A 15,924-nucleotide genomic window follows, 5' to 3' on the forward strand; every position below is an offset into this window, starting at 1 on the left:
TTTAAGTATAAACTTTCATATTTTAGAAAACTTTATACGATTTTTTAATGGATATAAATATTTAAATGTCTTTTATTTTTGCACATAAAATTATTTAATCATAATATAACAATGAGGTGGAGTTAATTGTCGTTTTTAAAAAACAGTAAAATTGGCACAACATTAAGTGTATTGGTAATTATAGCAAGTGTGGCTTGTATAATATTATCTATACTAGGGTTTATTGGCCTGAAAAAAGGGGAGCATGCATCTAATACGATGTATGAAGATAGTTTATTACCAATTCAGTGGATAGGAGCAATAGAGTCTAATTTTTATCTAATCAATATGAATGTAAAGGAAACTATTCTATCAAAAGATCAAAAAAGAATAAAAGAGCTTTTGACAGAAATAGATGTAGCTCGTTCAGAAACTGATCAGTTAATAAAGAAGTTTGAGTCTAGAGTTAGTTCTAAAAAAGAAAAAGAATTATATACAACATTTCATGAAGTATTTAATGAATTAAGAACACAATTGAGCAAAGTACAAGATCTGGGACAATCTAATAATGATGAAGCATATGCTTATTATCTGAAAGAAGTTGACCCTAATATGAAAAAGGCAGTGCAGGCTATTCGTGGGCTCATTCAGGTTAATAATAATAATGCAGATTATTTACAAAAAAATAATACAGCCAGTGCAACAAATACTATAATGCTGTTTGTTAGCATCTCCATTATAGCAATCGTAATCGTTATTTTTATTGGCTATATCATTAAAAGTGCAATTAGACAACCAATTGTATTATTAGAAAGAGATATGGAAAGGGTATCTGCAGGTGATTTAACGATACGTACTTCTTATAAATCGGATAATGAATTAGGAAGTATTGTAAGGTCTTTTAATAATATGTTGGATAATTTACAACAATTAATTGGAGAAGTAAAAATCACAACTCAAGAGGTCATTTCGTCTACCAATGGGATGTTGCAAGATACTAAACGAGCATCTCATATATCAAGAGAGGTAGTTCAAACTATATCTGAGGTTGATAAAAAAATAGAAGGACAAGTTACTAGTATTCAAGAAAGCTCCTCATCAATGGAAGAAATTGCGACTGGCGTTCAAACTGTAGCTGAGTCTTCAGCAACGGTTACTGAAGTGGCGGTCACAACAACAGAACAAGTCAATTCTGGTAGTGAAGTAATTAAACAATCTATACTTCAAATGAATAGTATTCATGAGGTTGTTGAAGAAACTTCTAAAGTAATTGCGAGGCTTGTTACACGTACGCAACAAATTGATAAAGCTCTGGATGCGATTACTAATATTGCTGAACAAACAAACCTTCTTGCCTTAAACGCTTCAATTGAAGCTGCACGTGCTGGAGAAAATGGAAAAGGGTTTGCAGTGGTAGCAGCGGAAGTAGGGAATTTAGCTGAACAGTCTAAAGCATCTGCAGATGAAATCAATCATTTAATACTAGCCATTCAACAAGATACAAAAGATACAGTTGATGCAATGCAAAAAGGTCAACAAAAAGCTTCGGAAGGAAAGGAAACTGCTAATAAAGCAAATCGAGCATTTTCATCTATTATGGTGGCTATTAATAAAATCACTATCCAAATTCAAGAAGTATCTGCAGCAACAGAAGAAATGTCTGCTGGTACAGAAGAAGTCAATGCCTCTATGTCAAGTGTTTCTGAAAGTGCAACGCAAGTAGCTAAGGAAACAACTCAAACTGTACAATCAATCCAATCACAAGCAGCATCAATCGAGGAGATATCGAATCAATCTAACAAAATAAAAGAAAAAGTAGAAGCATTGTCAGTACTAGTTTCACAATTTATTATTGAGAAGCAAGACAAAAAGCAATAGAATATATCAAATGTGATGTAAAAATAATAAAAAGACCATTGTAACTTTTATAAAGTACAATGGTCTTTTTCATTGGGTGGATGTTCTAAAAATTCTCCAAATCATTAAATACAAAAATTACATCAATTTATTTATTTTTTAATTTGTTAATAGAAAAGGAGATTTAATTCTAGTTAATTACTGTCAAATGTAAAGAAATAAAATTGATTAATAGTAGTTCAAATCTTTATTATTAGATTGTATTTTTTGGGTAATAAGAAGTTTGCGCATGTAATTTTACATACAAACGCATAATTTTATTATATTAATATATAATGGTTTATGTATTTATTTAACCAATTTAGATAATTATCTAAAACTGAAAAAGGATTGATATAAAATGTCAAGAATGAGCATTACAAAGTCCCAAGATAGTATAATGATTGCATGGCAATCAGCAGAGATTACCATACCTATAAAAGATATCCTTACTATATCTATGAATGACGTTCCTCATAATAAGCTTGATCATGTTGTTTATATTGGAACGCCATCTTCCTCAAAGAATAGAATACTGATACATACTACAAACTTAAACTTCATTATATTCACTGCTAATCCATCTATAGTATTAGAAGAAATTAATATTGAGTAAGGCTGTTCTAATTAAAACACGAGCTTAGATAAAATTCTTTAATTACATATAGTTAATAGATTACGAAAAATGTACTGCCAGAGAAGTGGAATGTTAAGATGATTAGTCACCTTATAAAAAAAGAAAAAAATCCCATGTGAAGGGATTTTCTTTTTAAATGAATTTTAAAAAATAACAGACCTATCAAAAATGCATTGAAATTTAATATAAACGAATATTATTGTACCTTATAACTAATGCTTGCCTAGTTTTAAAGAAGCAACAACCATTTTTCTCATCCGATAATACCAATTTCTAGAGCCTTTTGAACAGCTTCTTCTTTGTTACGCACTCCTAGCTTTGCATAAGCTGTGGAAGCATAATTTCTGACTGTGCCATTCGATAAATACAGCCTTGAAGCTATGGAAGTGTATCGAAGTCCCTTTGCTACTAGCTGTAAAATTTCTATCTCTCTGGCTGTTAGCTCATAAGTAGTTGCTTTTGATTGTGGTGTCTGTTTTTTCTCATCAAACTTCTCAAATATTTTGTGAGACATTCCCTGATCAATCAGTGTCCCACCTTTATGAATAAGTCGGATCGTATTAGCTAGCTCCAATGTTTCAATAGATTTGAGTAAAAAACCATCCGCACCGTTGCGAAGTGATTCAAACGCCTGTTTCGTATCCTGAAACGTTGTGAAAATCAATACGCGGATATGTGGCCATTGTTGCTTAATCTTTTTGGTTGCCTCGACTCCATCCATGTGCTGCATATCTAAATCCATAAGTATAACATGGGGTTGAAGGCGCCCACACAAATCGATGGCTTGATTGCCATCCTCAGCTAAACCGACTACATTTAAATCTTCATATCTATCGAGTAGTGTCCTCAAACTTTCCCGAACAAATGGTTGATCGTCTACAATTAACAAACGAATAAGTCCATCTTTTATTTCAGTTTGTCGCGGTATGGTACATGTAACAAGCATTCCTTCCTCTGGCTTTGTATATACAGACAATTGACCTTGCAAATTCATTGCCCGTTCTTTCATCGCATTCATACCGAAGCCTTCCTGCCATTCTACATTTCCTTTTCCGTTATCTTGAACTTCTAACCTCGTATATTGTTGTTCAAACTGCAATGAAACTATAATTTCGGTCCCCTGACCATGACGTACTGCATTCGTAAGGGACTCTTGTAAGCAACGAATGAATGCGATCTTCGCTTGCCGAGACAGTTGATATTCCTCTCCGAATGTCCTAAAATTTACATTTACCTGAGCGTGCTCCTGAAATTCGGCTCCAAGATTTTGTAGAGATTGAATCAAGGAAGGGGATTGACACGGAGAATCCATTTGATGTAGGTAACTTCTCACGTCCTCAATACTTTTACGTCCCATTTCAAGCAGAGAATCTAGCCTCTGTATACCCATCTCAGTAGCAAGTTCGGTACGCAACGTTTCCATCCCCATAATAATAGAAGTATAAGCGTGACCAACTGTATCATGAAGCTCGCTCGACAGTCTGTTCCGTTCTTCTGCCAGTGTAATACGTTCAATCTGAGACATATATTGCTCAAGTACCGCGTTTTGTTTACGAATTACTTCATTTTGCTTATGATTGGCGATTAATAAATGAAAAGCGAATCCCATTACATAAGCGAATCCATAGTAGGTGACCATAGTCCAATAGTTATTACTTGGCGCAACAGCATAGAAAATTCCAGTTGTTATAAAAACTGTTGTTGGAGCTGTCCAATAATAGGACAAATGCTTACTATTTACAGCAATTAGAAACACTGATATAAGAAATATGTTGTAAGCTTCCGGAAATAATGAGGTTAAATATATACATTGTCCACCATATAGCAGTATTTCTGTGAACAAGTAATATTTGTAATTGAACAGTAAGGCAACCCATGGAATTGAGAAGGCAACAACCTCCCAAAGAATAATAATCCAAAGTGGCAATGTTAACCCATCCTGAAAACTTAATGTAGCTAGGATGATAGACACACTAGTAAGTAGACGTATCCCTAACATAATCCAATCGTACCAAAACCAATACTTAACCATATCTAACAAGTCATTTACCCCCTAAGTAGCCTACCTTTTTACTTCATATATTATAATTTAATCCTTCATGCCTATTATACTTTTAAATTTAAAACCGCGATACTACTCACAGATTGCAAACTTCTATCGATTTAGTTGCCGAATCATGCTACGTGTATAGCCCCCAATTTTCTTTGTCAAACCATCTACTATTCTAATACTTAGGGCGATAAATACTATCCCCATAGACATTACAAAGAGTGACTTCGCAAAAGTATCTATCTGTATGAATATAATATTCATTTCGATGTATCGATACAGTAGTGGTGCCAACAGCAACATAAGTGGCATTACATAAAAAATGATTGCACTAATAAGACTGAAAATGCCAATCACTAATTTCTTCATTAACCAAAAGACAGCAGACCAAGTACGACGATCTGTAAGCATTAATTTCACCTGAGCCCAGTTTGATGTATCCACTTTTATACTTCTATCGTAAGAGTCGGTCGAAATATCGGTATAAATTTTCGTCTGTATACGCTCGAATTGGATAAAAGGTGTAGTAGTTTGTAGTACGTGTATAACTAGTGGAATCCCAACTACTGTAAATGAAAGGGTGAAACTGAATAGCAGAGCTAATAGATAAAAACAAAAATAAAACAATCCTGTAACGAAAGTTAGCAATAAAAAATAACCATTCTGGATGAATCTTGATTTCATAAAGTTCATCGCTCCTATCTATGTAATAACCGAATTATATTGCTTTTTTTGTCATTCTCACTAGTGTAAAAGTGTCATATGACATTTCTAAATGATGCTAAAAAGGGGAGAGCTACCTACTTCTGGTTAAAAAAGATGCTTTTATTAATCTCCACAAAACAATCCCGTTCTTGAAGATGCAAGAACGGGATTGTTTTGTACTTTTATTTAATATGAGATGGACTTGTTTTTCGAATGTGAAAAATAATATCAAATTGCTCAAGCAATGATTTATCAAAGTATGCCGATTCGTTCGGGAAGATTTGTCCCCCTATACTAAGTAATGGTCTTTTTGCTTTAACCCATTTCTCTGCTTGTCCTTTAAGGTGACGGTTATCCAATAAAAACATGTTATATGGTACTTTTCCGAGAGTATAATTAAAGCTATTGACATTTTGTGGAATCGCACGCGTTGTAATCTTACCTCCAGTGGAAGGATCATATTCGCTGTATAAGGTGAAATTTCCCTCCGTAGTTGTACTACCAATTGTGACATAATTATTGTCTAAACGTTCCTTCAAAAACTGCCCCGCAACATAAGGGTATAATTTCTCATCGATAATTCCTTTAGCTATATGAATATTGTGTCCCCATACCATAGTTTTACCACCCAATGTCTCTTGTGCCCACATTGCATGATCGGCCAAGTATTGCTCATGTAGCTTTAACATACTTGGATAGTCGTTAGGAATTAGCATTGTGGTAAATTTCTCTATTGCACTTGCCGTTGCTCTCGCCCAGATGTACTCGGGTGAAACTATTTCTGTGTTGGCTTGCTTATTCTCATCTTTTAGAAATCGAGCTACTCTCTCAGCGTTTGTTTTGAACTTTTCTTTTATTTCAGGAGCAAGGTCCATATATTCCTGTGTACTTCCATTAAAAGCCGACAATTCTCTATAATTTTCTTCTACTTCTGCCAGCAAATCTGGTCGATGCAGCCTTACATAATCAATTACTTTATTAAAGCAACCTTGGTCCAACTCCTTTAAGTCGAGCCCAATAAATTGAATCTTTTTTTTATTGGATGGATCAGCATTATAATCTTTCATCCACTCAATCATGGCTATAATTTCATCAGTAGGATATAACAAGTTTAAAAAATCTCTAGGGTTTCCTTTTCCTGTTTGGATATATTCATTTAGCTTTAAGCCATTTCCCCAATCTTCTTCCATTGTGAAATTTGTAAAACCCATCTCAGTAACCAAATATTTCACAAGTCGAAACTTCATAGTGAAAATTTCAGAGCTTCCATGAGTATTCTCTCCTAATCCTACATATTGTGCACTCCCAATCATTTTCTTAAGTGGTTTTAAATCCTCAAATGATTTTGACGGCTCTATCGTTTTTAATGGGAAAGCCTGTGATTGTATTGATTTAACTATATTTTTTTGGATTGATTGACCTGAATTTTCGACAGCTACTGTTTGAGCGTTTCCTACTTCTCCACATCCTGTGACTAATAAAGCTGTACTAACCATTGCAATCATTCTTTTCTTATTCATTTTTTTCCACCTCAATTGAATTATTTTTAAAAGCAAGATTGATTCATGTACTTGCACGTATCAATTGCCTTAATTCAATTGTTATCTATCCCATATCATATTTTCTAGTTACATATTGTCATAAGGTGAATTGACACAGGTCATAGACTAATCATTACACTTTTGTACTATCGGCTATGACAACTTATAAATAATAATTACATTGATGAGTCGCAAGTAAGACTAGATTATAAATTTGGGAGGGATTTTAAAGATGAATGAATCTGTATACAAAAATATTTTTATTCTAAGTTGTATCCGTGGAAATGACAAGAAGTAAATTCGATAAACAAGTGAATTAAAGGGGAAGGGCGGATTACAATGATATTACACGCAAAATCGTTCCACAATAAAGATAAAATCCAACGTGCTAAAATAGGACTTCAATTCTTTCTGAGTATCTTAATCATTACTTCTATTATCTTAAATGTAGCAGTAATAATTACGAAAAGTATGCCGCTTATTGTGGTATATATGTTTACCCCAGTATTTTCTTCTATTTTGACTCGCATAATACTGAAAGAAGGGTTTAAAGATGTTTCTTTTAGTCTCGGTAACTTAAAGATATGGAAGGGGATTGGTTTTGCTCTGCTAATACCCATGGTTATTTGTGGAATTACTTATTCTATCGCCTGGTTGAGCGGAATCGCGAGGTTTCAGCATCCCGAAGGTGGTATGTTAGAACCAATCTACAATATACTTGGACTTCAGTATCTACCGGAACCATTCAGTTTCATTTATCTAGTAGTATTGAGCGGCATTTTAGGAAGTTTGCTTAACTTAATCCCAGTTTTGGGAGAAGAAATGGGTTGGCGAGGTTATATGCTCACAAGGCTAGTCGATGCAGAGTTTTCACGGCCTATCCTTATTAGTGGATTGATTTGGGCAACGTGGCATGTTCCAATTGTTATTGCTGGTCTATATGTAGAGGGATCATCTGTCCTACTTTCAGTACTTGGCATCTATTTTTGTATTGTGCCATTCAGTTATATTACAGCTTATTTACGACTTATCACAGGTAGCGTTTGGCCTTCGGTTATCATCCATACCACTTGGAATGCCATCATACAAGGACCTTTCGCACGTGCAAGTACAGGACATCAGTCAGAGATTTGGATTGGAGAATCTGGCTTAATAACCGCTATTATTATCTTGATTACGGCAATAATTTTATCTCGGATAACAAGATTTACAAAACATTGATTCGCCACATAAATTATTGAAAATTAGAATTATGTTTCTATGAAATAAAAAATACATCCTTATAGGGATGTATTTTTTATTAATAATAATGTTATAAGTTATTCTACATGAACCGATATGGTTTTAGATAATACTTGCATTGAGAAAGGAACTCTAGCTTCAAAAGTTATAGTATTTGTTGAATTTGATGTGTTTGAAAAGATGTAAGAATCTTTGATACGTAATCTAAATGTTTTTTCAGATCCGAATGGACCAGAATAAGAACTAACTTCGTCTAAAGAACTTCCCGCATATCTAATACCATTAACAGTTAAAGCCTCAGAATATGAATCTGGTGTACCTACTTCACTAACTTTCACATAAAGGTAATCGCCTTTAAGAACAGGAATAGATAAGTAAGAACTTGCACTATACATTTTGTTATTATCGCCTACAGCACTAATGCTAACACTTCGTAATGGGGAAGAATCCGCCTTTGAAATAGATGGTAAAAACGCTAGTGTAAGTGCGAAACACATAGCTAACATGCTCATAAATTTTTTCATATTTACAACTCCTATGTAATTTATTTAACATCCTGTATTTTACAGGTTATAAATGTAAATTACAATATTGTAATATAAAGAATAATTATGTAATTATGCATATTTAATATAAGGCACATGATAATAAATCTAAAACAGACATTATAGCAACAAATAAAGTCTAAAAATAATGTGAAATACAACTGAAAGGTCCTTATATTTAGTGATGATTGTAATAAATTATTTAATAGTCATGTGAATGTTAAATGAATCTATTTGCGAATCTATCTAAAAAAAGAATGGTGTATAGACTGGTTGCAAATGCAACTACCAATATTTTTTGTGAGAGAGTACTTACTAGGAATTGCTCTTTTTATAATATTTGAACTATCCCCACTTGAAACAGTCCGTGAGCATTTTGAGTGGGGATTAGTTTGACTATTAAGCTTTATTATTATAACTGATGATTATTTCGGAATCTTGACAGTTATCACTTTTGTCATACTCAATGCAAGCTATGTGACCATCAGGGTGAAACAAAACGGTATCTATATTTTAAAATTAGAATCATATAGCCATTAAGGATGTTAACGTAAATAAAGTTCAAAATTTTTCAATATAAGACTTTACTGCTTGTAATAAAAACTCTTCTTGCCCCATACCAGATTCTGAAGCCATTTTAATTACTTTCTGTTTAAAGTCATGATCTGCATGAAAGGTTAATGGCTCTACTTTACTTTTAAAATAAATACCTTCAACATGGGGGAGTATTGAGCCTGACATCATATGTGAGTGTAAATACTTAATCTCTTCTTGGAATTGTAATGGCTCTACCTGTAAAACAAATGGTTTAATTTCTAACCTGATGGTATCTTGTGTAGAAGTCAATCGCATATTTGTGACACCAAGCTCTTTATAAAATAAATTTATTAGATTATAAGTAATAGAACTAAATAATTGAGGCTTTTTAAATGTAAAAGATAAATACCCTCGCTTCGTAATCACTGTGTGTTTTTTGAAGGGTTCAAGGGAATAATTATGTTCTTTATAAGCTGATAATGAGAAAATTTCTTCATCCTCTGTAAGAACCTTTCCATCGGATCCATTAATTTCTATTACCCTAGCTTTTTTTTCTGTATGTCGATGTATCAATAATTGATACAAATAAATGTCTGTATCTTGAATCTTAGTAATGAATGTTTTACGTTCTTTTGTTGTAGTTTTTTCGTAATTAAGCTGGAAATTTTTTAGTTCTTCTTCATTAATGACATATACTTGTTTACCCAGCTTTTCTACCATTGTGGCTGTTAATTTCCCGGATTTAATATATGTAAAGATTGTAGAGGGTGCTACGTTTAGAATTTCTGCTGCTTTTTTTGTACTTAATCCTTTTATTTCATCTTTATTTATTAACCGTTCAATATCTTCTAAATAGAATATTTTACTTCCGAATTGCTTCCAATTATCTTTATATACACATTCTATAAGACCTTCTTTTTCTTTCTTTAGAATGGTCTGAACGGTAACTCCCATTAAATCTGCTGCTTCTTTTGTTGTTACTGTAGGTTTTGTAATAAACAGTAAATCTTGTGTCATGAAAGTTTACCTCCTTATTTACTCTCTATAATTCATAAAGTATGTATATATCATATCAGATTTTTAATTAGATATAAAATAAGATTTAAATATAAAATAAAATATCATTATACCAATATGTTATAGTGAATTATAACTTTACTTAAATTTTATATAAAATTTAATATTTATTTATATATAGATGTTTTATAAAATTGTATAAAATTATGATAAATGTTTATCTATTTAGTAAAAAATTATTAGAAATTATACGTATATCTAAATAGAGAAGAATGTAGTATTCTTACAGAAAGAAAGTGATTTATTATTTGTATAATGGATATAAGTAAAATAAAATAATAAGTATAGTTAATTAAGAGAATTATATTCGTAATCTTCAATAGGAGAGGTGAATTCGAATTATGGGTAATAACAATATAGAAGAAAATGTACCTATTATAAACAATCAAAGTAAGTATATGGATACATATGTAGAGAATATAAGTGGGATCATTCCATTTCTGCATAACAATCGTTATATAGATAAAGTGGAAGAGAAGATGGAGGTTGCAGAAAAAGAGGGAAAGAGTAAATATACGTATTTAAGTGATATAGAAGTCATTTATCATTTTGTACATTTACAAAAAGATATGGATGAAAAGAAGAATAGAAAAGAGGATACGAAAAAGAGTTATGTGTCCGAAATCTTGTCATTTTGTCAGTGCATGGTGCAGCATGCAGAAGAATTTGAATTGAATGGGGAAGAAGTACAACAAAATGACTCTCTGTTAAAAACATTACAGCCTTGGCATATTCGTAAATATAATGCTTGGTTGAAGCAGGTAGAGAACGGTAGGAATGGGGATACGTACGCGGTCGCAACACTTGCAAAAAAATCTGTATTGATTCGTTCTTTTTTTAAACACCTTCATGTATTTGCTTATATTGAAAGACCTCTTCATGAAGAACTGCAGCGTGCAAATGTAAATGAACAGGATCGGCCGAATCGGGACCTATCCTATGAGGAAGTTATGAAAATTTTAGGGTTTTATAAAGAAAAAGGCCATTTAGTAAACTATACAATTTTACTAGCTCTGGCAAGTACCGGTGCAAGAATTCAAGAATTATGTACAACAAGGGTTAAAGACTTACATTATGACGGAAAGCACTGGTTAAAAGTTATAGGTAAAGGAAGTAAAGTACGTGAACTTTTCATTTCTGAACATTTATATGAGTGTATTTGTGAAATGAGAAGAAGAAGAGGGTTCCAAACTGTATTGGACCGAGGAGATGAAAGTCCTTTATTTGTAAATCAAAGAGGGAACTTTTATAATTCAAAAACGTTATCGAACCAGGTAACAGATATGATAAAAAAGACCAATTTAGAGTTTCTGCAGTATCGTGAAAATCCTGTAACGGCGCATACATTCCGTCATGCTTTTGCAATCATGGCAGTTGAACAAGGAAATGCGGATTTATATCATTTAATGCAAACGCTTGGGCATGAAAATATTCAAACAACAAAAATCTATTTAGAGAAGCATATGAAGCGAAAGAATAATGTAGGTACTTCCTTTGCGGATATGTTGCAATAAAAATTAGTATTCTATTACTGGCCGAAGAAGAAACTGTTAAGTAGACATCATACCTATTGGGGAAATTTACCTTGGTATTTGATATACTTACCCCAAGGAATGGTAGTTATGAAAACCGCGAAACGAGTTATCCACGGAAGGGGTAAGAAATTAACACTTGTTATATTATTAATCATAAAGTAGGTGATTTCCGATAATGGTTTTTGAAAATGTTAGTACGATAGGGGCACTTGCTTTTCTATTTCTAATGATTTATCTTGCAACAGATCCTAAAGACGTAAGCTTGTTAACAATCCCAGTTTATTTTGGTGGAATGTGGATCACTAACTGGATTACTGAAAATGGATTTCAGGGTACATATATTTATACGAGTTGGTTAGTAGTCTACGTCATTATAATGATTTACCTTATCTTCGCGTCAATTCGTCTAGGCATACGTAACATACAATATATTAAATAAAAAAGCGTAGAGCCATAAAAAAATAACGAAAAGAGAAACCGTTCTTACAGGCGGTTTTATTTTTATACTGAAATGCAATGTACATTATTTAACTTTTGAGGAGGATTAATTATAGAGTACTCAAATATCTACACATTAAGAAATAGTCAAGAAAAATCAAGAAAAGTAGAGTCCTGGCGTTCATTTATAGAAGAAACGAATGTTTTAGGAATTAAGGATTCAGATGTGTTTCAAATTCAATTAGTGGAATATGGGAAAGAGAGAAAGAAAAAGGGTTCCCCTAAAAATACTAGAAGAAACTAGGTTACTCATGCATAAATATCATAATTAGGCACAAGTTAAATACAAATATAATGGAGGTGCAATTATGAATATTTAAAGACACGAAAGTAATACAAATGAAATTCTTGTTTCTGCTGCTGCAAGTGCTATCGAGCAAATGAAGTATGAAATTGCTCGTGAATTAGGAGTCACATTAGGACCTGATACATCATCACGTGCAAATGGATCTGTCGGTGGAGAAATTACAAAACGTTTAGTTCGAATGGCTGAAGAACAATTAACAGGTCAATACAGATTACACTAAGTTAAAGCAGTAAATAAGAAGAATTCATGTGCAAGTGGATTATTATTCCTTTTATTTACAAAAACTTCAAAAAATAAATTTTGAAGTTGAAAAACAGACCCTCAGATTCCTTTGTAACAACCTTTTGTAGATTAGTTAATGTTATAGGTATCAGTATAAAATAAATTCGATACGATTAGTGTAAGGTTGTTTAAAACCGTTTTGTTATTATTCGTAATTTTAATTCCATAATATTTAAGCCAATATAATACAATTTCATTCATAAATAATTTAATTCTTAATTAAAAATAAAGTGAGAAATTAAGAGGGGTATATATATCAATTTATAAAAAGTAGTGTACAAAGTATACTTAATATTTAAATGGATTTAAAGATATGTCACTAAAGAATTTTTTTGAGGTCAATTTACTGTGCACCTTAATTATGGATGTTGTTTTTGTTAATTAACAGCTATTGTATTTGAAAATTTAATAATAAGTATATGTGATGTAATAATAAAACTAGGTAATATAAAGACTAATAATACAAAGATGAACAACCAATAAATAGGTTATTCATCTGTTCTATCCCGGCTGCTATTCCTAGTATTTTTAAAATCTATATATTTCTTCCTTTTTGGTGGGAAGTAAAACTAATGTTGCGACTAGTAATATAGTACCAATTAGATAAAAATAGTTGTCCCTATATCACCAGTATTTTAAATATTCCATTCTGTTTTTGTGTTTTCTATTTTTATTTTTGTACTGATGAAAAGACCTTTCTCTCAATTAAATCTTTAAGTAACATGTATCTGTTTGATACTTGAATTTCCTCTAGCTTGTACTTTCAAAGCATAGTGGTTCATAAATATCCTTATCATTTTCCTCTGTTGTTAATTTCCCGACTTTTTGTTATTTTTGTCTAAAATCTGAAACACAGTAATTTTTCAGTTTTACATTTAATTTAGCATTATCCATTTTTTGAATTCAATTTGTACATGTAATTGAATTCAAATTTTGACTGTTGTTTCTTGCGATGGTACAGTATCTCATGTTACTTTAGCCATATTTTGAATCTTTTTTCCAGCTTGGTCCTCGCATAGACTACCACTGTATTTTGTAAGTTTTTCACTGTTTTTTCAAGTTCAATGATTAAATTTTGTAGAATTAAGAAAAGATCCTCGCTTATTTCATTTACTTATCTTATCTACGCTACTCTGATATTTAAATGCTAATTACAATTAAATAATATATGATTTTTATAAAAAAAATATAGTAATATTTTGTCGTGAATTGTACTATTTTGATATTTTATAGTAATATTTTGTCGAGAGTTATACCTGACGGAAAATAATTTATGAATTTATACCGTAAAGATGTAAAAATTTATTAGTTAATCTAATTAAAAGGAGAAGGTAATGAATAATTCTATCGATATACAACACTTGTGTGATCTCGCACATAAAGCCTTTAATGTACCCGTTCACATTTTATCCACAGACAAAAAAATCTTATATCAGTCTACTTCTGATGATATTTGTAGTCCTTTTTATTCTTCTAAAGAAGAACATCTTAGTGACATTTATCAAGAAAATGATCCCGATAATTTGCCCCTTTTCAGATGTAACAGTTATCTTGAAAATTTTATCCTAATTCATATCGCAAATCATGATTATATAAAAGGGACTATAATAATTGGCCCAACTATACATCCAAAGGGATCAGATGATGTGACATTTAAACTTCGAAAAGAATTTAACTCAAATATTAATATTCAAGAAAGACTAACTTATTATCAATCCCTACCTGAGGCAAAAAAAAATGCTTTAATTGATATGGGGATTTTATTGCATTACATGATTTTCAATGAAAAGTTAGATGTTAATATTGTTTTAGAAAAAAATAAAGTGTTAGAGGAAGTTCCCTATAAAATTGTGGAACCCGATCTATATATTTTAAAACGTCAACAAAATAAACCAAAAACTCACAACATGGCATTAGTACATAATTATTTTTCAGCAATCAAAGAGGGAAATAAAAAGAAGTTGTTGCAATATATGTATGCAGTTTCGCAGGAAGATACTGAATTAATTTTAACAGCGGATCCACTTAGAAACCAAAAAAACCATGGGATTATTGCGATTACTTTAGCTACTCGATATGCGATAGAAGGTAATCTCCCACCAGACATTGCTTTTGCACTTAGTATTTTGTATATCCAAACCATGGAACAACTAGATAACGTGGACTCTGTAAGGCGATTGTCAGGAGATGCTTTACGTACTTTTGCAGATCGAGTGAAAGAATTCAATGCGCAAAAATTTTCAAATGCGGTTACTACATGTATGAACCATATTAGTAAAAATGTATACGATGGAATATCACTCAATGAACTCGCTAATCATTTGGATATTACGCCTACTTATTTATCTAAAATATTTAAAAAAGAAGTAGGAATTCCTTTAAGTGAATTTATTCAAAGGGAACGAGTTGAAGAAGCAAAAAAATTATTAACACTTACTACATATCCATTATCAGATATTTGTGCTTGGCTTAATTTTAACGACCAAAGCTATTTTACAAGGGTTTTCAAAAAATCAACTAACATGACACCTAGACAGTATCGTGAAAAATATACAGTAATATGAGCTTAGTATCAGTTTCTTGTGAAAAAACTTTAATATACGCTCAAGTAACTCAAAAAATTGAGCATACTGTTTATTTTACTCTAGAAAGGGTATGTGATTGATCTAGAAAAGGAATATGTATTCAAATAGATCTTGAAGAATCTATGAAACATTTAGTGAAGCTAAAAGACATGGGTAAGATTTATAACATGTTGTTAATTTATGAGTACACTATCCATTATTTTTCTCAGGAGACAAAAAAACAGAAGGCTGCAAAGGTTCTTTTCGAGAAAGCTTTGCGGCTTTTTTATATTTTAAAAACTATAGTTATAACAAGGGATAAGTTTATAGATTGATATCTTCATGTTAAGTATTAAAGTGGTTGGCATGTTGAGTATTTAATAATGGTGATATTAGGGACTATTACATAAAGTTTAACAATATAACATATATCACTTGATATATCTATATTATATGCAATTATACATAACTAAATAAAGGTAAAAAAGTATAAAAAAACCTATTAAATTATTCTATAAGTATTTTTTTT

At 31.7% G+C, this 15,924-nt stretch carries 13 protein-coding genes; 8 read left to right on the forward strand and 5 right to left on the reverse strand.

Annotation, left to right across the window (positions count from 1 at the left end; genetic code table 11):
• Nucleotides 1–126 precede the first annotated feature (126 nt).
• Nucleotides 127–1,857 carry a methyl-accepting chemotaxis protein gene (locus tag ACXY7N_RS16565; RefSeq protein ID WP_098486691.1) on the forward strand — a complete coding sequence of 577 codons (1,731 nt, stop codon included), beginning with the start codon at nt 127–129 and terminating at the stop codon, nt 1,855–1,857.
• Between the two features lie 388 nt (nt 1,858–2,245).
• Nucleotides 2,246–2,491 carry a SunI/YnzG family protein gene (locus tag ACXY7N_RS16570; protein ID WP_436969169.1) on the forward strand — a complete coding sequence of 82 codons (246 nt, stop codon included), beginning with the start codon at nt 2,246–2,248 and terminating at the stop codon, nt 2,489–2,491.
• A gap of 274 nt (nt 2,492–2,765) precedes the next feature.
• Here ACXY7N_RS16570 and ACXY7N_RS16575 read toward each other — a convergent pair whose 3' ends face one another.
• The 3 genes from ACXY7N_RS16575 to ACXY7N_RS16585 all read right to left on the reverse strand — a co-directional run bounded on the left by ACXY7N_RS16575 (nt 2,766) and on the right by ACXY7N_RS16585 (nt 6,787).
• Nucleotides 2,766–4,553: a response regulator gene (locus ACXY7N_RS16575; protein ID WP_488592487.1), complete on the reverse strand. Its 1,788-nt coding sequence runs from the start codon at nt 4,551–4,553 to the stop codon at nt 2,766–2,768.
• 114 nt (nt 4,554–4,667) lie between these two features.
• A complete protein-coding gene (locus ACXY7N_RS16580; RefSeq protein WP_431153789.1) occupies nt 4,668–5,246 on the reverse strand; it encodes a sensor domain-containing protein in 579 nt (192 codons plus the stop codon).
• A 203-nt stretch (nt 5,247–5,449) separates the two neighbouring features.
• Nucleotides 5,450–6,787, reverse strand: a complete 1,338-nt coding sequence (locus ACXY7N_RS16585) for an erythromycin esterase family protein (protein WP_488592488.1) — start codon at nt 6,785–6,787, stop codon at nt 5,450–5,452.
• Between the two features lie 360 nt (nt 6,788–7,147).
• On the opposite strand from ACXY7N_RS16585, the gene ACXY7N_RS16590 reads away from it, so the two are divergent.
• Nucleotides 7,148–8,029 carry a CPBP family intramembrane glutamic endopeptidase gene (locus tag ACXY7N_RS16590; protein WP_048562674.1) on the forward strand — a complete coding sequence of 294 codons (882 nt, stop codon included), beginning with the start codon at nt 7,148–7,150 and terminating at the stop codon, nt 8,027–8,029.
• A gap of 98 nt (nt 8,030–8,127) precedes the next feature.
• Here ACXY7N_RS16590 and ACXY7N_RS16595 read toward each other — a convergent pair whose 3' ends face one another.
• A complete protein-coding gene (locus tag ACXY7N_RS16595; protein ID WP_016135638.1) occupies nt 8,128–8,574 on the reverse strand; it encodes a hypothetical protein in 447 nt (148 codons plus the stop codon).
• 582 nt (nt 8,575–9,156) lie between these two features.
• Entirely contained in the window at nt 9,157–10,149 is a 993-nt protein-coding gene (locus tag ACXY7N_RS16600; protein WP_088083954.1) for a helix-turn-helix domain-containing protein, read from the reverse strand.
• A 401-nt stretch (nt 10,150–10,550) separates the two neighbouring features.
• Here ACXY7N_RS16600 and ACXY7N_RS16605 point away from each other — a divergent pair, with 401 nt between their 5' ends.
• The 5 genes from ACXY7N_RS16605 (at nt 10,551) to ACXY7N_RS16625 (ending at nt 15,395) form a co-directional block, all read left to right on the forward strand.
• Nucleotides 10,551–11,723, forward strand: coding sequence for a tyrosine-type recombinase/integrase (locus ACXY7N_RS16605; protein WP_098506160.1), 1,173 nt, complete (start codon nt 10,551–10,553; stop codon nt 11,721–11,723).
• 196 nt (nt 11,724–11,919) lie between these two features.
• Nucleotides 11,920–12,183: a hypothetical protein gene (locus tag ACXY7N_RS16610; RefSeq protein ID WP_353811639.1), complete on the forward strand. Its 264-nt coding sequence runs from the start codon at nt 11,920–11,922 to the stop codon at nt 12,181–12,183.
• A gap of 108 nt (nt 12,184–12,291) precedes the next feature.
• Nucleotides 12,292–12,486: a hypothetical protein gene (locus ACXY7N_RS16615; protein WP_074651339.1), complete on the forward strand. Its 195-nt coding sequence runs from the start codon at nt 12,292–12,294 to the stop codon at nt 12,484–12,486.
• Between the two features lie 100 nt (nt 12,487–12,586).
• Nucleotides 12,587–12,769 (forward strand): alpha/beta-type small acid-soluble spore protein, encoded by a 183-nt coding sequence (locus tag ACXY7N_RS16620; RefSeq protein ID WP_141533921.1) that lies wholly within the window; start codon nt 12,587–12,589, stop codon nt 12,767–12,769.
• A gap of 1,396 nt (nt 12,770–14,165) precedes the next feature.
• The gene (locus ACXY7N_RS16625) at nt 14,166–15,395 is read left to right on the forward strand and encodes a helix-turn-helix domain-containing protein (RefSeq protein ID WP_353811638.1); all 1,230 of its coding nucleotides are present in this window, start codon (nt 14,166–14,168) and stop codon (nt 15,393–15,395) included.
• The last annotated feature ends 529 nt before the right edge of the window (nt 15,396–15,924 follow it).

The organism is Bacillus sp. 5w2, from assembly GCF_054353775.1.

Coding starts and splice junctions, on each gene's coding strand:
- ACXY7N_RS16590 (WP_048562674.1), top strand. CDS start 7,148: ATGATATTACACGCAAAATCGTTCCACAATAAAGATAAAATCCAACGT.
- ACXY7N_RS16580 (WP_431153789.1), bottom strand. CDS start 5,246: ATGAAATCAAGATTCATCCAGAATGGTTATTTTTTATTGCTAACTTTC.
- ACXY7N_RS16605 (WP_098506160.1), top strand. CDS start 10,551: ATGGGTAATAACAATATAGAAGAAAATGTACCTATTATAAACAATCAA.
- ACXY7N_RS16625 (WP_353811638.1), top strand. CDS start 14,166: ATGAATAATTCTATCGATATACAACACTTGTGTGATCTCGCACATAAA.
- ACXY7N_RS16595 (WP_016135638.1), bottom strand. CDS start 8,574: ATGAAAAAATTTATGAGCATGTTAGCTATGTGTTTCGCACTTACACTA.
- ACXY7N_RS16585 (WP_488592488.1), bottom strand. CDS start 6,787: ATGAATAAGAAAAGAATGATTGCAATGGTTAGTACAGCTTTATTAGTC.
- ACXY7N_RS16600 (WP_088083954.1), bottom strand. CDS start 10,149: ATGACACAAGATTTACTGTTTATTACAAAACCTACAGTAACAACAAAA.
- ACXY7N_RS16570 (WP_436969169.1), top strand. CDS start 2,246: ATGAGCATTACAAAGTCCCAAGATAGTATAATGATTGCATGGCAATCA.
- ACXY7N_RS16610 (WP_353811639.1), top strand. CDS start 11,920: ATGGTTTTTGAAAATGTTAGTACGATAGGGGCACTTGCTTTTCTATTT.